Source organism: Jiangella ureilytica (assembly GCF_004348545.1).
Lineage (GTDB): Bacteria > Actinomycetota > Actinomycetes > Jiangellales > Jiangellaceae > Jiangella > Jiangella ureilytica.
In genome coordinates, this window is the sequence record NZ_SMKL01000015.1 from 47,296 (window position 1) to 64,912 (window position 17,617).

At 73.4% G+C, this 17,617-nt stretch carries 20 protein-coding genes; 16 read left to right on the plus strand and 4 right to left on the minus strand.

Going from position 1 to position 17,617, the window contains the following annotated elements:
- Positions 1 to 22 precede the first annotated feature (22 nt).
- Positions 23 to 1,180, minus strand: a complete 1,158-nt coding sequence (locus tag E1212_RS08895; RefSeq protein WP_131981434.1) for an ABC transporter ATP-binding protein — start codon at positions 1,178 to 1,180, stop codon at positions 23 to 25.
- A 24-nt stretch (positions 1,181 to 1,204) separates the two neighbouring features.
- On the opposite strand from E1212_RS08895, the gene E1212_RS08900 reads away from it, so the two are divergent.
- The 12 genes from E1212_RS08900 (at position 1,205) to E1212_RS08955 (ending at position 11,180) form a co-directional block, all read left to right on the plus strand.
- Positions 1,205 to 1,909 (plus strand): ABC transporter permease, encoded by a 705-nt coding sequence (locus tag E1212_RS08900; RefSeq protein WP_131981436.1) that lies wholly within the window; start codon positions 1,205 to 1,207, stop codon positions 1,907 to 1,909.
- On the plus strand, positions 1,906 to 2,643 hold the full coding sequence (locus E1212_RS08905) for an ABC transporter permease (RefSeq protein ID WP_131981438.1): 738 nt from the start codon (positions 1,906 to 1,908) through the stop codon (positions 2,641 to 2,643). The genes E1212_RS08900 and E1212_RS08905 overlap by 4 nt, the downstream gene beginning before the upstream one ends.
- A gap of 107 nt (positions 2,644 to 2,750) precedes the next feature.
- Positions 2,751 to 3,737, plus strand: a complete 987-nt coding sequence (locus tag E1212_RS08910) for an ABC transporter substrate-binding protein (RefSeq protein ID WP_131981440.1) — start codon at positions 2,751 to 2,753, stop codon at positions 3,735 to 3,737.
- A 62-nt stretch (positions 3,738 to 3,799) separates the two neighbouring features.
- Positions 3,800 to 4,363, plus strand: a complete 564-nt coding sequence (locus E1212_RS08915) for a DUF1684 domain-containing protein (protein WP_203416658.1) — start codon at positions 3,800 to 3,802, stop codon at positions 4,361 to 4,363.
- 65 nt (positions 4,364 to 4,428) lie between these two features.
- Positions 4,429 to 5,061: a hypothetical protein gene (locus E1212_RS08920; RefSeq protein ID WP_131981442.1), complete on the plus strand. Its 633-nt coding sequence runs from the start codon at positions 4,429 to 4,431 to the stop codon at positions 5,059 to 5,061.
- Between the two features lie 73 nt (positions 5,062 to 5,134).
- Positions 5,135 to 6,178 carry a hypothetical protein gene (locus E1212_RS08925; protein WP_131981444.1) on the plus strand — a complete coding sequence of 348 codons (1,044 nt, stop codon included), beginning with the start codon at positions 5,135 to 5,137 and terminating at the stop codon, positions 6,176 to 6,178.
- A 42-nt stretch (positions 6,179 to 6,220) separates the two neighbouring features.
- Positions 6,221 to 6,715, plus strand: coding sequence for a PH domain-containing protein (locus tag E1212_RS08930; RefSeq protein WP_203416660.1), 495 nt, complete (start codon positions 6,221 to 6,223; stop codon positions 6,713 to 6,715).
- Entirely contained in the window at positions 6,712 to 8,157 is a 1,446-nt protein-coding gene (locus E1212_RS08935; protein WP_131981445.1) for a PH domain-containing protein, read from the plus strand. The genes E1212_RS08930 and E1212_RS08935 overlap by 4 nt, the downstream gene beginning before the upstream one ends.
- 4 nt (positions 8,158 to 8,161) lie before the next feature.
- The gene (gene panD, locus E1212_RS08940; protein WP_131981447.1) at positions 8,162 to 8,632 is read left to right on the plus strand and encodes an aspartate 1-decarboxylase; all 471 of its coding nucleotides are present in this window, start codon (positions 8,162 to 8,164) and stop codon (positions 8,630 to 8,632) included.
- 59 nt (positions 8,633 to 8,691) lie between these two features.
- Positions 8,692 to 10,377 carry a DUF885 domain-containing protein gene (locus E1212_RS08945; RefSeq protein WP_131981449.1) on the plus strand — a complete coding sequence of 562 codons (1,686 nt, stop codon included), beginning with the start codon at positions 8,692 to 8,694 and terminating at the stop codon, positions 10,375 to 10,377.
- Between the two features lie 12 nt (positions 10,378 to 10,389).
- Complete coding sequence (locus E1212_RS08950) at positions 10,390 to 10,755, plus strand: hypothetical protein (RefSeq protein ID WP_131981451.1); 366 nt, start codon at positions 10,390 to 10,392, stop codon at positions 10,753 to 10,755.
- On the plus strand, positions 10,752 to 11,180 hold the full coding sequence (locus E1212_RS08955; protein WP_131981453.1) for a hypothetical protein: 429 nt from the start codon (positions 10,752 to 10,754) through the stop codon (positions 11,178 to 11,180). Before E1212_RS08950 ends, E1212_RS08955 begins: the two co-directional genes overlap by 4 nt.
- Here the strand turns inward: E1212_RS08955 and E1212_RS08960 are convergent.
- Positions 11,158 to 12,348, minus strand: a complete 1,191-nt coding sequence (locus tag E1212_RS08960) for an MFS transporter (RefSeq protein ID WP_131981455.1) — start codon at positions 12,346 to 12,348, stop codon at positions 11,158 to 11,160. The genes E1212_RS08955 and E1212_RS08960 overlap by 23 nt on opposite strands.
- Before the next feature lie 58 nt (positions 12,349 to 12,406).
- Between E1212_RS08960 and E1212_RS08965 the strand changes: the two genes are divergently transcribed.
- Entirely contained in the window at positions 12,407 to 13,372 is a 966-nt protein-coding gene (locus E1212_RS08965) for an ArsR/SmtB family transcription factor (protein ID WP_131981457.1), read from the plus strand.
- On the opposite strand, the gene E1212_RS08970 is transcribed toward E1212_RS08965, so the two are convergent.
- Positions 13,356 to 14,036 carry an NADPH-dependent F420 reductase gene (locus E1212_RS08970; protein WP_131981459.1) on the minus strand — a complete coding sequence of 227 codons (681 nt, stop codon included), beginning with the start codon at positions 14,034 to 14,036 and terminating at the stop codon, positions 13,356 to 13,358. The two genes, E1212_RS08965 and E1212_RS08970, sit on opposite strands and share 17 nt — an antisense overlap.
- A gap of 72 nt (positions 14,037 to 14,108) precedes the next feature.
- On the opposite strand from E1212_RS08970, the gene E1212_RS08975 reads away from it, so the two are divergent.
- From E1212_RS08975 to E1212_RS08985, 3 genes are read left to right on the plus strand one after another with little or no spacing between them, the layout of a single operon-like run.
- On the plus strand, positions 14,109 to 15,287 hold the full coding sequence (locus tag E1212_RS08975; RefSeq protein ID WP_203416662.1) for a sensor histidine kinase: 1,179 nt from the start codon (positions 14,109 to 14,111) through the stop codon (positions 15,285 to 15,287).
- The gene (locus E1212_RS08980) at positions 15,284 to 15,958 is read left to right on the plus strand and encodes a response regulator transcription factor (RefSeq protein WP_203416664.1); all 675 of its coding nucleotides are present in this window, start codon (positions 15,284 to 15,286) and stop codon (positions 15,956 to 15,958) included. The genes E1212_RS08975 and E1212_RS08980 overlap by 4 nt, the downstream gene beginning before the upstream one ends.
- 23 nt (positions 15,959 to 15,981) lie before the next feature.
- Entirely contained in the window at positions 15,982 to 16,386 is a 405-nt protein-coding gene (locus E1212_RS08985; protein ID WP_131981461.1) for a VOC family protein, read from the plus strand.
- On the opposite strand, the gene E1212_RS08990 is transcribed toward E1212_RS08985, so the two are convergent.
- Positions 16,379 to 17,599 (minus strand): MFS transporter, encoded by a 1,221-nt coding sequence (locus E1212_RS08990; protein WP_203416666.1) that lies wholly within the window; start codon positions 17,597 to 17,599, stop codon positions 16,379 to 16,381. The two genes, E1212_RS08985 and E1212_RS08990, sit on opposite strands and share 8 nt — an antisense overlap.
- Between the last annotated feature and the right edge of the window lie 18 nt (positions 17,600 to 17,617).

Consider the following 17,617-nt stretch of genomic DNA (forward strand, 5'->3'; position numbering starts at 1 on the left):
CGAACCGCCTGACGGAGGCCCCTCAGGCGTTCTGCACCGACTCGAGCACCACCTCGGCCCGGGCGACGTCCTTCGCGTCGGCCTCGACCGACCGGCGCAGGGCCGCGTGCAGCGTCGACGGTGTCAGCACGCCCAGGTAGCGGTCGTCGTCGGGGTCGAGGACGGCGATCCAGCCGGCGTTCCACTGCAGCATCTCGGCGAAGGCCACCTTGAGGGTGTCGTCGAGCCGCACCCACGCCTCCATGCGCCGGGCCCGCTCGCCCACCGAGCCGGATCCCGTCAGCATGTCGCGACCCACCCACCCGGCGAGCCCGCCGTCGCCGTCGAGCACGACCGCCCACCGCTCGTCGCCCAGCGCCGCGAGGGCCGCGGTGACGTCGTCGTCGGCACGGACGACGGTGGGGTGCTCGAGGTCGGCCGGGGTGATGGACGTGACGGAGAGCCGCTTGAGACCGCGGTCGGCGCCCACGAAGTCGGCGACGAACTCCGTGGCCGGCGCGCCGAGGATGGCGGCCGGGGTGTCGAACTGCTCGAGGAGCCCGCCCTGCTTGAACACCGCGATGCGGTCGCCGAGCCGGACCGCCTCCTCGATGTCGTGCGTGACGAACAGGATGGTCTTGCGGACGTCGCCCTGCAGCCGCAGGAACTCGTCCTGCAGCTGCGAGCGGACGACGGGGTCGACGGCGCTGAACGGCTCGTCCATGAGCAGGACGGGCGGGTCGACGGCGAGCGCGCGGGCCACGCCGACGCGCTGGCGCTGGCCGCCGGAGAGTTCGTGCGGGTACCGCCGGCCGTGCACCGCGGGGTCGAGGCCGACCAGTTCCATCAGCTCGCGCGCCCGCTCGTTCCGGCGCTTGCGCGGCCAGCCGACCAGCTGGGGGACGACGGCGATGTTCTCCTCGATGGTGCGGTGCGGGAACAGCCCGACGTTCTGGATGACGTAGCCGATGCCGCGGCGCAGGGCGACGGGGTCGGCGTCGGTGACGTCGGTGCCGTCGACGACGATGCGGCCGCCGGTGGGCTCGACCAGGCGGTTGACCATCTTCATGGTCGTGGTCTTGCCGCAGCCCGATGGGCCGACCAGCACGACCAGCTCGCCGCGCTGCACCTCGAGGGTGAGTTCCTGCACCGCCACAGTGCCGTCGGGGTATTTCTTGGACACGCGGTCGAGACGAATCATCGGCTGTTCGGTAGCGTCACGGGAATGGCGCTCTTCGGGCCCGCTCATGACGCAACCCTCGCCGACAACTGCCTCGTGCGCAACGACTGGGTGTGTGGCGAGTACGTCCGCACCCGCCGCGACGACATCACCGAGGCGCTCGGCCAGCACGTCACCATCACCGTGCTCTCCGTGGTCATCGGCTTCGCCGTGGCCCTGGTGCTGGCGGTGCTCGCCCGCCGGGTCGGCTGGCTGCGCGGCGCGATCCTCGGCACGTCGACGGCGCTGTACACCCTGCCGTCGCTGGCGATGTTCTCGCTGCTGCTGCCCTTCACCGGAATCTCCGCCACCACGGTCGTCATCGGGTTGGTGCTGTACTCGCTGACCATCCTGGTCAGGGGCATCCTGGCCGGCCTCGACGCCGTACCCGGCGACGTCCGCGAGGCGGCCGTAGGCATGGGATACGACGGCTTCCGGCTGCTGCGCAAGGTCGAGCTGCCGCTGGCCGTGCCGGCGATCTTCGCCTCGCTCCGGGTGGCGACGGTGTCGACCATCGCGCTGACGACGGTCGGCATGATCGTCAACCACGGCGGGCTGGGCAACCTCATCAACCGCGGCTTGAGCAGCAACTTCCACGCCGAGGTGCTGACGGCCTCGGTGCTCTGCGTGGTGCTGGCGCTGATCGCCGACGGACTGCTGCTCGGCCTGCAACGCGCGCTCACTCCCTGGCGACGGACGGTGACCGCATGAACGGGCTGCTGGACGGCCTGACCTGGCTGTTCGATCCGGACAACTGGTCCGGCCCCACGGGGGTGGCCACCCGGCTGGTCGAGCACTTGTGGATCAGCGGCGTGTCGGTGCTGCTCGCCTGCGCCGTCGCGCTGCCCGTCGGGCTCTGGCTCGGACACATGGGCCGGGGTGGGACGCTGGCCATCAACATCAGCAACATCGGCCGCGCGGTGCCCACCTTCGCGATCCTGGCGATGCTCTACATGACGCCGCTGGGCCTCTCGAACTGGACGACCATCATCGCGCTGGTGCTGTTCGGCATCCCACCGATCCTCACCAACACCTACGTCGGCATGCGCGAGGTCGACCGCGACGCCGTCGAGGCCGCCCGTGGCATGGGCATGAACGGCACCCAGCTGCTGCGCGGCGTCGAGCTGCCCCTGGCGACCCCGCTGATCATGGGCGGGGTGCGGCTGGCGACGGTGCAGATCGTCGCGACGGCGACCCTGGCCGCGGTGATCTCCGGCCCGGGCCTGGGCCGCATCATCACCAGCGGCTTCGGCCGCCAGGACGTGCCGCAGATCATCGGCGGCGCGATCATCGTCTGCGTGCTGGCCCTGGTGGTCGAGGGTCTGATGGCGTGGCTGCAGCGGGCCGTCGACCCCATGCGCGGGGCGCGGCGGCGCCGGGGGCCCCTACCCGATCGTGACCGGGGAATGCCGGTGATACGGGACGAGGTTGTCAGTGGCGCGTAGTTGAGTTGCTCTGAACGCGGGCGCTGTCCAGGTGCTCGCCGGACACGCGTGACGGCCGAAAGGGCCGTCACGGGACACAGAAGGTGACACCGGTGAATGTCATGACCATGAGCAGACGTGCGGCCGTGCTGGCCGCCACGGCCGGCCTGGCGCTGTCGCTGACGGCGTGCGGCGGCGACGACGACCCGTTCGAAGAGGGCGAGGGCGGCGGCGACTCGACGGCCACTGAGGGCAGCGGAGGCGAGGGCGGCGGCGGTGAGCTCACCGTCGGCGGCGCCAACTTCACCGAAATGCTGATCATGCAGGAGATGTACGCGGCGCTGCTCGAGAACGCCGGGTACACCGTCGACATCCAGTCCGTCGACGCGCGCGAGATCTACGAGCCGGCGCTCGAGAGCGGCGAGATCGACGTCGTCCCCGAGTACCTCGCCACGTTCGCCGAGTTCCTCAACGGCGCCATCAACGGTCCCGACGCGCCGTCCAGCGCGCCCGTCGCCACCTCCGACGCGCAGGAGACGGCCGACGCCGCCCGTCCGCTGGCCGAGCAGCGCGGGCTGACCCTCCTCGACCCGGCCGAGGCGGCCAGCCAGAACGCGTTCGCCGTCACCCGGCAGTTCGCCGACGAGAACGGCCTCACCACGCTGTCCGACCTCGGCGCGCTGGGCCAGCCCATCACGCTGGCCGCGGTCGAGGAGTGCCCCGACCGCCCGTTCTGCGAGCCGGGCCTCGAGTCGGTCTACGGCCTCGACATCGTCGACCCGCCGCTGGCCACCGGGTTCAGCACCAGCGAGACCAAGCAGGCGGTCCAGCGTGGCGACGCGCAGCTGGGTCTGGTCGGCACCACCGACGGCACGCTCGACCAGTTCGACCTGGTGACGCTCGAGGACGACCAGGGCCTGCAGGCGGCGGACAACCTCGTGCCGGTCGTCAACACCGAGACTGCGGGCGACCCCGCCATCGCCGAGGTGCTCAACCAGCTGGCCGACGTGCTCACCACCGAGGACCTCGCCACGATGAACGCGCAGGTCGACGCCGAGCGGCAGCAGGCCGCCGACGTCGCGCAGGCATACCTCGAGGAGAAGGGGCTGCTCTGACCCCGATCAGCGCGCTCGACGTCCTCGACTGGCGGCGCCGGGTCCACGCGCTCTACGCCCGCGTGCGGGCCGAGAGCGAGGCGGACCCGGCGCGCGCCCACGAGATCTGGGTCGCCGGCCGAGACGAGCTGGTCCGCAGCCATCCCGCGTCACCCGTCCCGCCCGAGGCGCGCGACGGGTACGCGGGGCTGCGGCACGCTCCCTACGATCCGAGCCTGCGGTTCGTGCTGCCGGTCGACCCCGACGTCGAGCCGCAGCGGCTCGAGGTCCCCACGGCCACCGACGGCGTGGTCCCGTTCGAGCTGGTCGGGCGGCTGCACCTGCCGCTGGGCGACCTCGACGTGTGGTGGCTCGACTCCTACGGCGGCGGGATCTTCGTGCCGATCAAGGACGCCTCCGCCGGCCGGGTGACGTACGGCGGCGGGCGCTACCTGCTCGACACCGTGAAGGGCGCCGACCTCGGCGGCTCGGTGCACGACGGCCTGGTCATCGATCTCAACTTCGCCTACAACCCGTCCTGCGCCTACGACCCCGCCTGGACCTGCCCGCTCGCCCCGCCCGGCAACACCCTGGGCGTCGAGGTGGCGGCCGGCGAGTACGTGCCGCCCGGACATCCCGGCCACTGATCGCAAGCGGCCCGGGTACGCTCGGCGTCGCGGGCGCAAGGGATCGTTCTGGCGAGGTGGGCGGCATGCGAGTGCGAGCACTCGCCGCCGGTGTGGCGGTGTCGGTCCTGGCTGTGTCGATCGTGCTGGCGGGCTGCGAGGCGGGCGGCGGCGACGAGCCGGCCGGACTCGACGGCCCGGCGAACACCGCGACGGGCTCGGCACCGTCGGTTGACGACACGGCTCCGCCCGGGCCGTCGGGTGAGCCGACGGATCAGCCGGCCGAGGACTGGGCCGTCGAGGTCGGCGGCGAGCCGCCCGAGGCAGCGGCCGACCTCGCGGTCTACGAGGCCTACCTCCGCTACTGGCGGGCCGACCTCGAGGCGCTGAGCATCCCCGACCCCGCCCACCAGCCGTTCCTCGACGCCACGATCGACCCGCAGCGCCAGCGCGTGGTGTCGGTGGCGCAGCAGCTGCTCGCCCAGGACCACCGCACCATCGGCACCCTGCGCATCGAGCCGTTCGTGGTCTCGGTCAGCGGCCCGGCCGCCGCGGTCCAGGACTGCATGGACGGCCGCCAGACCTACGACGTCGACGCCGCGGGCGCCGAGGTGCCGGACAGCCGGGGCGACCTCATCCCGGTGCTGGTGCAGCTGGCGCAGGAAGGGGGCCGCTGGGTGGTCGCCGACGTCCAGCAAGCCGAGCACGACTGCGGTTGACAGCAGCGTCGCCGGCAGCCACGGTACACTCGACTCAGCAACGGGCACACGGGCGACACCTCAGGAGACGACGGTGCGACGCGTACCCACGCCTTTGCTCGCCGGCTTGGCGGCCGGCTCTCTGTGCCTTCTCGTCACGGTTCCCGCGCATGCCGGCGTCGGCGACGACCAGGTGGGCGGCGACGCCGGCGACGGCCAGCTGACCGCGGTGGCGGTCTCCCTCAGCGGCAACGGCCTGGGTGGCGGTGACGGCTCCGGCGGCAGCGGTGGCGGCGTCTCCGTCAGCGTCGAGGTACCGTCGCCGTGCTACTGGGAGGTCATGGAGTTCGCCACCGGCGAATGGGCCTACCAGAACTGGGCGCTCGAGTACGACGAGCTCGACGACCCGGTCGGGCCGGGTTACGACCAGACCTTCGTGTATCCGCCGCTCGAAGAGATCGAGGCGCACCGCGACGAGCCGGGGCACTGGGCGTTCGGCACGCTGCTCAACGTCGACGGCGACTTCGACGCCGCCGGCGAGTGCTTCGACCAGTTGGTCGCCGCCAACGGCGGCGCGCACACCGTCTGGGTGGCCGAGGGCACCACGCCGCCGCAGCCGCCGCCTCCGCCGGTCCCGCCGGAGATGCTGGCCGAGGTCGCGTTCGAGCATCTCGCGCTCCCGGCGCCCGACACCGTTCGCAGCCCGGTCGCCGACTCCTACGTCAACCTGCCCACCTGGTTCTGGGTGGCGCCCGGCGACGGTCCGCGCGACGGCTTCGTCCAGCTCGAGGTCACGGCCACGGCGGGCGACAACTCCGCCACCGTCGTCGCCGACCCCGACCGCCTTTCGGTGCGCTCGTCCGGCGGCCCGTCGGTGGGCTGCACCGCGGAACAGGCGCGCACGTCCTACGCGTCCGGCACCCCCGAGTCCGCCGGCTGCAGCATGACGCACCCGCGATCGTCGGCCCGGGCGCCAGGGCTCGCCTACACCGTCACCGCCACCGGCGCCTACGTCGCGTCCTGGTCCGGCCAGGAGGGCGGCACCCCGGTCGCGGGCGGTGCGCTGGGCACCGTGGTCTCGCCGGCGACGTCCATCGACCTGCCGGTCGCCGAGGTCCAGACCGTCGTCGTCCGCTGAGTCTCGCGGCCCGGCGCCCGGGCGCGAGGTAGCCTCGACGCCGTGGACCAGGACCAGCTCTTCGCGCCGCCCGGCGAGGCGTGGCAGCAGGTGTCGCGCAAGCTCGTGAGCCTGCGCCGGCTGGTGCTGCTGGTCTCGGTGACCGTGTGCACCGCCGTCGTCGCCGTCGTGCTCGGGCTGATCTTCGGGCTTCCTGCGGTGCTGATCGCCGTCGGCGCCGGGCTGGTCGCGCTGGTGTGGGGCCTGTGGCTCATTCCGCGCAACTGGCGGGCCTGGGGCTACGCCGAGCGGCTCGACGACCTGCTGGTCACCCACGGCGTCATGTTCCGGCGGCTGACGGTGGTGCCGTACGGCCGCATGCAGTTCGTCGACGTCGCCTCGGGGCCACTCGAGCGGCGGTACGGGCTGGCCACCGTCCAGCTGCACACCGCGTCGCCGGCCACCGACGCGAAGATTCCCGGCCTTCCGGCCGCCGAGGCCGCGCGGCTGCGCGACCGGCTGTCGGCGCTCGGTGAGGCCCAGGCGGCCGGTCTGTGACCAGTGCGCCCGGGAGCGAGGCCGAGGGCGCCAAGGCCGCCCGGGTCGACCCCACTCCCGACCACTTCCGCCGGCTGCACCCGCTGACGCCCCTGCTGCGCGGCTGGGCGTTCCTGGCCGCGGCCATCGCGTTCGGCGGGCAGGATGCGCTGCGCTCGGGCGAGATGGGCCGGTTCGGGCTCACGGTGCTGGCCATCGCGATCATCGGCATGATCACCGGGCTGATGTCGTGGTGGTTCACCCGCTACGGCTTCGACGGCGGCGCGCTGCGCATCGACTCCGGGGTGCTGAACCGCCGGTCGCGCCGGGTCCGGCTGGACCGCCTGCAGGCCGTCGACATCAACCGCCCGCTGGCCGGCCGCCTGCTCGGCGTCTCGGAGCTGCGGCTCGAGGTGGCCGGCGGCGGCAAGGCCGAGGCGCCGCTGCAGTACCTCGCCGTCGACGACGCCGTCCGGCTGCGCGCCGAGCTGCTGGCCCGCGCCGCCGGCATCGACGCCGACACCCCCGAGGCGCCGGAGCGGGTGGTCCACGAGGTGCCGCTGGACCGCCTGATCTGGTCGACGGTGCTGTCCGGCGCGTTCATCACCGGTGTGGTGTTCATCGTCGGCATCGCCATCGCGTTCCTCTTCTTCCGCGACAGCAACGTGACGTTCGGCGTGCTGTCGTCGATGGTGCCCGGCATCATCGCCATCGGTGCGGCGCTGTGGGCGCAGCTCGGCCGCAACTTCGCCTTCGTCCTGGCCGAGTCGCCCGACGGCTACCGCATCCGCAAGGGCCTGCTCGACACCCAGCACCAGACCGTCCCGCCGGGCCGGGTGCAGGGAGTAGCCATGCGCCAGCCGTTGTTGTGGAGGGGGAAGGGCTGGGTGCGACTGGACGTGGACGTGGCGGGATACAGCGGCGAGTCGGGCGAGGACAGCCAGCGCACCTCCACACTGCTGCCGGTGGCGACCTACGACGAGGCGGCCGAGGTGCTGCGGCACGTGCTGCCCGGCACCGACCCGCTGTCGGTGCCGCTGAGCTACGCGCCACGACCGGCCCGCTGGCTGCGCCCGTTCGGCTGGAAGCGGCTGGCCTACGGCGTCGACGAGCACGTCGTCGTCGTGCGCGAGGGCGTGCTGAGCCGGGCCATCACCACCGTCCCGCACGCCAAGACGCAGAGCGTGCGGGTCGTGCAAGGACCGCTGCAACGCCGGCTCGGCCTGGCCTCGGTGGCGGTCGACACCACCCCCGGCCCGGTCGACGCCGTCATCCGGCACCGGTACGCCGCCGAGGCCCGCACCATCGTCGAAGAGCAGGCCGAACGGGCTCGACTGGCACGCAAGGCCGATGTTCCAGAACAATGGATGGCGAGGTACCGGCAGCAGTCGGCACCCGCACCCGCAGGCGACGCCGACGGTGACGGCCCACCGGCCGCATCGAGCGAGCGAGACCAGGAGTAGACGCGTGTTCCGCACCATGATGAAGGGCAAGATCCACCGCGCCACCGTGACGCAGGCCGACCTCCACTATGTGGGATCGGTCACGGTCGACGAGGACCTCCTCGACGCCGCCGACCTCCTTCCCGGCGAGCAGGTCGACATCGTCGACATCACCAACGGCGCCCGGCTCACCACCTACGCCATCGCCGGCCCGCGCGGGTCCGGCGTCATCGGCATCAACGGCGCCGCCGCCCGGCTGGTCCAGCCCGGCGACCTCGTCATCCTCATCAGCTACGCGCTGGTCGACGACGCCGAGGCGCGCCGCCTGCGGCCGCGGGTGGTGCACGTCGACTCCGCCAACCGCATCGTCGGCACCGGCCACGACGCCGCCGAGCCGGTCCCGGGCGACCCCGCCCTGTTGCGCGGCGACACGGCCACATCGGAGACCGACGTCGAACCTCGCGGTCGTCGGCTGCCAACCGTCGCCGCCGGCTGACGCGCCGGTCGCCCCGGGGGTGCCGCACGCGCCCGCGCGACGCGAGGCATGATGGGCCGGTGCCCCACCACGACGCCGACACCCCCCGCGCCATCGCCGACCGCTACGTCGAGACCATCGCCGACCTGGACCCGATCGTCGGCACGGCGCTGGGCATCAGGCCCGGCGCCGACGCGATGCCCGACCTGTCGCCCGAGGGCCAGGGGGCCGTGGCCTCGGCAGCCCGGGCCACGCTGGCCGAGCTCGACGCCGCCGAGGCGGCCGCCGCGGGCAACGGCGGTCTGCCGGCGCAGGAGCGACGGGCCGCCCGGCTGCTCCGTGAGCGGCTGACGGCGTCGCTGGCGGTGCACGACGCCGGTGAGGGGCTGCGCGAGCTCAGCAACATCCTCACCCCGGTGCAGTCGCTGCGGGCGATCTTCCAGATCATGCCGACCGAGACCGACGACGACTGGGCGGTCGTCGGGCGCCGGCTGCGCAACGTGCCCGGTGCCGCGCAGGGGTTCCGGGCCGCGCTCGAGGAGGGCGACCGGCAGGGGCAGTACGCCGCGCCGCGCCAGGTCGACGCCGTCGTCGAGCAGCTCGGCACCTGGCTGTCGTCGGACTGGTACACCGCGTTCGCCGGCCGGGGCCCAGAGGCGCAGCGCGCCGAGCTGACCGAGGCGGCCGCCGCGGCCACCGCCGGGGTGGCGGAGCTGCGCGACTATCTGGCCACGACCTACCGCCCGGCCAGCGAGGGCACGCCCGACGGCGTCGGGCGCGAGCGGTACGCGCTGCTGGCCCGCCGCTGGACCGGCGCCGACCTCGACCTCGAGGACGCCTACGCCTACGGCTGGTCCGAGTTCCACCGCATCGGCGACGAGATGAAGCGGGCCGCCGACGCCGTCCTGCCCGGCCACACGCCGCTGGCCGTCATGCGCCACCTCGACGAGCACGGCGAGGCGATCGAGGGCGTCGACGAGATCCGCGACTGGCTGCAGAACCTCATGAACGAGGCGATGACCGACCTCGACGGTACCCACGTCGACCTCGCGGAGCCGATCCGGCACGTCGAGGCGATGATCGCGCCGCCGGGCAGCGCCGCCGCGCCGTACTACACCCGTCCGTCGCTCGACTTCAGCCGGCCCGGCCGCACCTGGCTGCCGACGCTCGGCGAGACCCGGTTCCCGGTGTGGGGGCTGGTCAGCACCTGGTACCACGAGGGCGTCCCGGGCCACCACCTGCAGCTGGCCCAGTGGGTGCACGTGGCCGACCAGCTGTCGCGCTACCAGGTCAGCCTCGGCTCGGTGAGCGCGACCACCGAGGGCTGGGCGCTCTACGCCGAGCGGCTCATGGACGAGCTGGGCTACCTCACCGACCCGGCCTACCGGCTGGGCTACCTCGACGCGCAGATCATGCGGGCCATCCGGATCATCATCGACATCGGCATGCACCTGCGCCTGCGCATCCCCGGCGACGAGACGTTCCACCCCGGCGAGGTGTGGACGCCGGAGCTGGCCCGCGAGTTCTTCGGCGCGTTCAACGGCCGCGACCCCGCCTTCCTCGACTCCGAGATCATCCGCTACCTGGGCGTGCCCGGCCAGGCCATCAGCTACAAGCTGGGCGAGCGAGCCTGGCTGGCCGGCCGCGACGCCGCGCGGGCGAACCAGGGCGCCGGCTTCGACCTCAAGGCCTGGCACATGGCCGCGCTCTCGATGGGATCGCTCGGTCTCGACGACCTCACCGACGAGCTGGCCCGGCTGCCGTGACGGGCTGACGCCATGGTTGCCGTCGTCGACTGGGCCGTCATCGTCGCCTCGCTGGCCTACGCCGCGTGGGCGCTGGTGGCGGTCGTCCGCAACCAGGCGCCGCGCGAGCCGTACGTCATCGGCGCCGGCGTGGTGGAGCTGCTGATCCTGCTCCAGGTGGTGGTGGCGATCGTCCTCATGATCGGCGACGGTGCCCCCGACGAGACCGCGACGTTCATCGGCTACCTGCTGATGAACCTGATCATCGTGCCGCTCGGGCTGTTCTGGGCGCTGGCGGAGAAGTCGCGCTGGGGCACGTCGGTGCTCGTGGTCGCCGCGCTGGTGGTGCCGGTGCTGGTGGTGCGCATGCAGCAGATCTGGGACGCGGGCGCCGCATGAGCGAGGCGCCCCGGCGGTCCAGCGGGCCGGGCCGGCTGCTCATCGCCGTCTACGCGGTGTTCGCGCTGTCGGCGACGGCCCGGGCCGCGGTGCAGATCGCGACCCGCTTCGACGAGGCGCCGCTGGCGTACCTGCTGTCGGCGTTCGCCGCCCTGGTGTACGTGGTCGCGACGGTGGCGCTGGCCCGGCCCGGCGCGACGTCCCGCCGGGTGGCGCTGGCCGCCGTCACCGTCGAGCTGATCGGCGTGCTGACCGTCGGCACCGTCACGGCGTTCGACCCCGGCGACTTCCCGGACGACACCGTGTGGTCGCTGTACGGGCGCGGCTACGGGTTCGTGCCGCTGGTGCTCCCGGTGCTCGGCCTGCTCTGGCTGCGCCGGACCCGTTCTGCCGAGCCGGACGTCAGCGAACCGCCGCGGCGGTGAGCCGATCCGGATCGGACAACCGCAGGCGCGAGGTGAGCAGGGCGGTGACGGCGATCGACAGCGCCGCCATCGTGGCCATGGCCAGCCCGACGGGCAGGACCTGCGCGACCAGACCGGCCAGCGTCGCGCCGGCCGCCTGCATCGCCTTCATGCCGGAGGCGTGCAGCCCCAGGGCCTGACCCCGTACCTCCTTGCCGGTCAGGGCGATCAGCCGCTCCTGCAGCAGCAGCGTCGACATGAAGCCGACGGACGCGACGGCGGCCGCGCCGGCGGCGACCGTCAGGTCCAGCGGGAACACGAACAGCAGGTACGGCACGGCGAGGGCGAAGCGCAGCGGCGTGATGTAGCGCTGCCGAGCCGCCGGCGACAGCAGCCGCCCGGCGGCCAGGTCGCCGAGCAGCATGCCCAGGGCGGCCGCGACGAAGAGGACGGCGGCGGCGTGCGGCGCGTAGGGGACGAACAGCGCCTCACAGCCCACGACCAGGCCGTTGGGCACCCACATCGCGAGGTAGACCGCCCGGCGGGCCGGCGACGAGAGCAGGCTCCGGTTGACCCTCCAGGTGATGGCGAGGGACGGACGGCCAGAGCCGCGGGCCGGCCGGGCGCTCAGCCCCAGCCGGACGACCAGCAGCGAGCCGGCGGCCAGCGCCGCTCCCACGAGCAGCGCCGTCCTGGGCGGCACCACGGCGAGCAGGGCGCCGCCCAGCGCGAAGCCCGCCACCTGCATCGCGCCGACCGACATGTTGAGCACCGACCGGCCCAGCACGTACCCCTCGGGCGGCAGGATCTCGTCGAGGAGCCCGTACAGCACCCCCGATCCGATCGACGCCGTCAGGCCGAGCCCGAGGATCACCGCGAACATCGCCGCCAGCGGCAGGCCCGGAGCCGCCAGCACGAGGCAGCCCACCGTGGTGGCGAGCGCCACCAGCGTCATCGCCGGCCGCGGCGGGACCCGGTCGGTCACCGAGAGCAGCGTGGTGGCGCCGACCACCGCGGCGAACGACGGCCCGAACATGCTCAGCGCCGACAGCAGCGGCGACTCCGTCTGGGCGTATACCAGCGTGGCGAGGGTGAGTCCGGTCAGCGTCGTCGCGGCGACCTGCGCGCACGACGCGAGGAACAGCGGAGCGAACTCCGGCGTGCCGAACAGTTCTCGGTAGGTGCGCATGGCGGCAGTCTGGGCACGGCCGTTCGAGGGTCGCTAGAGTTTCGGGTGGAGGCGAAACATGGGCATCTGGCTGATCGACGCCGACGTCCTCGCCGGCGGCCGGTTCCGGGTGTCGGCACTGGCCGAGACCATCGCCGCCATCCGGGTCCTGACGGGGGAGCGGCCCAACCGCCCGGGCCAGCTGGTCCGCCCGGCCCAGTCGCGGGCGGCGTTCCAGGCCCGGATGGCCGCCGACCCCGTGGGCCGGGCGTTCGTGCGGGACGCGCTGCTGCCCACCTGGCTGGCCGACTTCCTCTGCGCGCCGCCACTCGACGACGAGCCCACGTTCGACGACGAGCTGCGGCGCATCCGCGCGACCCCGGCCGCCGCGCTGCGGGCCGACCTGGACGGCGACGACCCGGTGCTGGACGTGCCGGACCTGCCGGACCGCATCGCCGCCGTGCTCGACTGGGTGTGGACCGAGACGATCGAGCCGGACTGGCAGCGCCGGGAGCGGGCGTTCGAGGCCGACGCCATCGCGCGGACCCGCCGACTCAGCACCAGCGGCTGGGCGTCGGCACTGGACGACATGCGGCCGGGTATGCGCTGGCTCGGCGAGGGCCGGCTGCGGATCAATGCCTACGACTACCCTCCGCACGACCTGCATCAGGGGCAACTGTTGTTCATCCCGGTCACCGGGGCCCGCGGCTGGGTCGGCTGGCGCCGTCCGCACCGCTACTCGATCGTCTATCCGTGCGCCGGGCTGCTGGCCGAGGGCCGCTCGACCACGTCCGGCGCCCTCGCCCGGCTGATCGGGCCGGTCCGGGCGACGCTGCTGAGCCTGCTCGACGACCCGATGAGCACGACTCAGCTGGTCGCGGTGACCGGGTTCGCGCTCGGCTCCGTCGGCGGCCACCTCAAGGTGCTGCTGGACGCCCAGCTGGTCCGGCGCCGCCGGGCCGGTCGCTCCGTCCTCTATTACCGCACGGCCGACGGCGACCGCCTGGTCCGCGCCACCGCCGACGGCGTCAGCGGACGACCTTGATGCTGAACCGGGCCGTGCCCAGCGCGCCCATCAGCCGCAGCCAGATCGGCAGGTACATCTCGACGCCGCGCGAGCTGCCGATGTCGCCGAGGTCGATGACGTCGGTATGTCCGAAGCTGGTGAGGACCTCGGTGACCAGCGCCTTCGCGTCCGCGTCGTCGCCGCACACGAAGATCGAGTGGTCGCCGCCGGCCAGCATCGCCGGGTGCGCCATGAGCGCGGCGTTGACGGTGTTCAGCGTCTTGACCACGCGGGCGCCCGGGAACGCGCGCTGGATCTGCTCACCGAGGGAGTCGTCGTCCTTGACGAACATCGTGGGCGGGCCGCCGGGTGCGAACACCAGCGGGTTGGAGATGTCGATCAGCACCTTGCCGTCGAGGTGCTCCGCGCCGGCGGCCTCGAGCACCCGCAGCGACACGGCGCCGGGCGTGGCGTTGACCACGAGCTCGCCGGCGGCCGCGGCCTCGGCGTACGTGGCCAGGCGGACGTCGGGGTGCTGGTCGTGCCAGGCCGGGAACGGCGGGTTGCCGAGCTGGTCGGGCTCGGTGCGGATCATCGTGGCGACGGGGTCCCTGGTGCCGACGTGCACCTCGTGGCCGAGCTCGTCGAACCGGCCGGCGATCGCCTGGCCGACCATGCCGGTGCCGAGTACCGCTACGCGCATGAGCATCCTCCCGTGGGTCCACCATGCTCGACGACGCAACGCTGCTCGAGGTTCCGAGCTAGCCTGCTCCCCGTGAGGCGCAGGGACCGGCTGTACGCATGGGTGCGCCGGCATCCCGTCGTGCCGGACGCCGTCATCGCGCTCGGGTTGCTGCTCACGCTGGTGCTGTTCTCGGCGGCCGCCTTCGACCCCGGCTGGGCACACTTCGTCCTCGGCGCCGTCATGTGCGCGGCACTGGTGTTCCGGCGGGTGCGGCCGATCGAGGCGTTCGGCGTGCTGGTCGCGTCCGGCCTGGTCCAGTGGGCCACCGGGCTGGAGCTGGCGCCGTACGACCTCGCGCTGCTCATCGGGCTCTACTCCGTCAGCGCGTACGGCCCGCGGTGGGCCAGCCGGGCCGGTCTCGCGGCCGGGTTCCTCGGCGTCGCGCTGGGCACCGTGCGCTACGTCCCGGCCGACGAGAACTCCCAGACGTTCGTGGCCAGTGGCCTCGCGCTGGCCGCCTTCGTCGTCGGCGCCTGGGCCATGGGCGACGTGCGCCGGGTCCGGCAGGCCTACGTGGCCGAGCTGGTCGAGCGGGCGCACCAGGCCGAGCGCGAACGCGACCAGCGGGCGCAGCTGGCGGCCGCCGAGGAGCGGGCCCGCATCGCGCGCGAGATGCACGACGTCGTGGCGCACAACCTCTCCGTCATCGTCGTGCAGGCCGACGGCGGCCGGTACGCCGGCGACCAGGACCCGCAGGCCGCCCTCGACGCGCTGAAGACCATCGGCGACACCGGCCGCGGCGCGCTCGCCGAGATGCGCCGGCTGCTCGGGGTGCTGCGGGCCACCGACGACGGCGACGGCGGCGCGGTCCGCCCGCAGCCCGGGCTGGGCAGCCTGCCGGAGCTGGTCACGTCGGTGCGGCAGGCCGGACTGCCGGTCGAGCTCGATGTCACCGGGGCGCCGCGGCCGCTGCGGCCGGGGCCCTCGCTGGCGGTGTACCGGGTGATCCAGGAGGCGCTGACCAACGCGCTCAAGCACGCCGGGCCGGCCGCGCGGGCGCGGGTGGCGCTGGTCTTCGCCGCCGACCGGCTGACCGCCCGGGTGAGCGACGACGGGCGGGGAGCCGCCGCCGTCGACGACGGACTGGGGCAGGGGCTCGCGGGCATGCGCGAGCGGATGACGATGTACGGCGGCACGGTGACGGCGGGGCCGGCGACCGGTGGTGGCTGGCGGGTCGACCTCGACCTGCCGTACGGCGAAGGGGCGTGAGCGTGCAGCCGGTCAAGGTCTTCCTGGTGGACGACCAGCAGCTGGTCCGGGCCGGGTTCCGGATGGTCATCGACTCCCAGCCCGACCTCGAGGTGGTCGGCGAGGCCGGCGACGGCGACGCCGCGCTGCACGCGCTGACCGTCACCGCGGCCGACGTCGTGCTCATGGACGTTCGCATGCCGGTGCTCGACGGCGTCGAGGCCACCCGGCGGCTGCGCTCGCGCGATGACGCGCCGAAGGTGATCGTGCTGACCACGTTCGACCTCGACGAGTACGCGTTCGCCGCCATCAAGGCCGGCGCCAGCGGATTCCTGCTCAAGGACGCCCCGCCGCCGATGCTGCTCGACGCCGTCCGCGCCGTGCACTCCGGTGACGCCGTCGTCGCCCCCAGCACCACGAAGCGGCTGCTGGAGCGGTTCGCCGGTCACCTGCCCGAGGACGCGACGCCGCCCGACGCCGTCTGGTCCGGCCTCACCCAGCGCGAGCACGAGATCGTCCGCGAGGTCGTGCGCGGCCGCTCGAACGCCGAGATCGCCGCGGCCCTCTTCGTCACCGAGGCGACGGTGAAGACGCACATCGGCCGCGTGCTGGCGAAGGTCGGCCTGCGCGACCGCGTGCAGCTGGTGGTGCTGGCCTACGAGACCGGGCTGGTGCGGCCGGGCACCACCTGAGCCCCGGCACTACGCTGCCGCGCATGCGCATGCTCCATCTCGGCCTGCGGGTCACCGACCTGGGCCGCTCGCTCGCCTTCTACACCGCTCTCGGCTATGCCGAGCGCGGCCGCGTCCCCGAGACCCCGTTCGGCAGCCTGACCATGCTGCAGCTGCCCGACGACCCGTTCGTCAGCCTCGAGCTCGTGCACGACCCGGACCGCCCGGTGACCGACACCGGCGCCGTCAACCACCTGGTCGTCCAGACGAACGACCTCGCGGCCCTGGTCGCCGGTCTCGCGGACAGGGGCGTCACCGCCGAGCCGCCGTACGATCACGGCGAGGGCATGTGGACGACCTGGCTGACCGACCCCGACGGCTACCGGATCGAGCTCGTTCAGTGGCCGCCGGGGCACCCGGCCGGCATGACCGCCGCCGACTTCAGCTGACGCCGGCCTCGGCCGGCTTCTGCTCGCGCGCGGCGGGTGAGACCAGGCCCATGACGGTGGCGGCGACGGCGACGGCCAGCAGGGCATGCAGCACGCCCTCATGGTCGCCGACGTAGCCGAGGATGGGCGGGCCGGCGAGGAAGGCGGTGTAGCCGATGGACGCGACCACACTGACCCGGGCCGCGGCGCGACGGGGGTCGTCGGAGGCGGCGCTCATGCCGAGCGGGAAGCCCAGCGCCGCACCGAAGCCCCAGACGACGGTACCGATCAGCGCGACCGGCAGCGACCCGCCGAACACCACCAGCAGCACACCGGCCACGGCGAGCACGGCGCTGGTGCGCAGCACCGGCAGCCGGCCGAAGCGGTCGACCAGCTGGGTGCCGGCGGTGCGCCCGACTGTCATGGCGGCCAGGAAGACCGCGAAGCCCATCGTGCCCACGGCATTGCTGACCTCGTAGCCGTCGACCAGCCCGAGCGCCAGCCAGTCGTTGGCGATGCCCTCGATGAGCGCGGCGCACATGACCATGAGGCCGATGACCAGCGTCCGCGGCTCGCGCCAAGCGGTCAACACCGAGATGTGCTGGACGGGCTCGCCGTCGTCGTCGACCTCGATGGTGCGGGGCAGGAAGCTGCGCGTGGCCATGACGGTGACCAGGACCGCGACGATGCTGACTGCGCCCAGGTGCACGACGACGGGGATCTCGGCCGCCGACGCACCAGCGCCGAGACTCGCGCCGGCGACCGTGCCGAAACTGAACGCGGCGTGGAAGCGCGGCATGATGGTGCGCCCGAGCAGCCGTTCGACCGCCGCGCCCTCGACGTTCATCGCGACGTCCCACGAGCCGGAGCCGTAGCCGACGAACACCAGGCCCAGCGCGACGAGGGTGACGGCGGAGAGCGTGTCGCTGCCCAGACCGGCCAGCACCAGCCCGACGGCCACGAGCACCGAGCCGCCGGCCACGGTGCGAGCTGCGCCGATCTTGCCGACGACCAGGCCCGACGTCGGCAGCGCCACGATGGAGCCGAGGGCCAGGGCGAGCAGCACGCGCCCGATCTCGCTGGGGGTCAGGCCCAGGAGGTCGCGGACCTCGGGGATCCGTCCCATCCAGCTCGCGACCGCCAGCCCGTTCAGCGCGAACACCGTGGCGACGGCGTTGCGCGCGCGAACGGCCCTGGCCAGGTCGGGCGGCTGGACCGGTGCGGAGTGGCTCACGGGGCGTCCTCGGTGCTA

Excerpts from the sequence above, each read along its gene's own strand:
- E1212_RS08970 (WP_131981459.1), bottom strand. The coding sequence starts at position 14,036 with ATGCGCGTAGCGGTACTCGGCACCGGCATGGTCGGCCAGGCGATCGCC.
- E1212_RS08905 (WP_131981438.1), top strand. The coding sequence starts at position 1,906 with ATGAACGGGCTGCTGGACGGCCTGACCTGGCTGTTCGATCCGGACAAC.
- E1212_RS08900 (WP_131981436.1), top strand. The coding sequence starts at position 1,205 with ATGGCGCTCTTCGGGCCCGCTCATGACGCAACCCTCGCCGACAACTGC.
- E1212_RS08960 (WP_131981455.1), bottom strand. The coding sequence starts at position 12,348 with ATGCGCACCTACCGAGAACTGTTCGGCACGCCGGAGTTCGCTCCGCTG.
- E1212_RS08985 (WP_131981461.1), top strand. The coding sequence starts at position 15,982 with ATGCGCATGCTCCATCTCGGCCTGCGGGTCACCGACCTGGGCCGCTCG.
- E1212_RS08910 (WP_131981440.1), top strand. The coding sequence starts at position 2,751 with ATGAGCAGACGTGCGGCCGTGCTGGCCGCCACGGCCGGCCTGGCGCTG.
- E1212_RS08895 (WP_131981434.1), bottom strand. The coding sequence starts at position 1,180 with ATGATTCGTCTCGACCGCGTGTCCAAGAAATACCCCGACGGCACTGTG.
- E1212_RS08955 (WP_131981453.1), top strand. The coding sequence starts at position 10,752 with ATGAGCGAGGCGCCCCGGCGGTCCAGCGGGCCGGGCCGGCTGCTCATC.
- E1212_RS08920 (WP_131981442.1), top strand. The coding sequence starts at position 4,429 with ATGCGAGTGCGAGCACTCGCCGCCGGTGTGGCGGTGTCGGTCCTGGCT.
- E1212_RS08965 (WP_131981457.1), top strand. The coding sequence starts at position 12,407 with ATGGGCATCTGGCTGATCGACGCCGACGTCCTCGCCGGCGGCCGGTTC.
- E1212_RS08950 (WP_131981451.1), top strand. The coding sequence starts at position 10,390 with ATGGTTGCCGTCGTCGACTGGGCCGTCATCGTCGCCTCGCTGGCCTAC.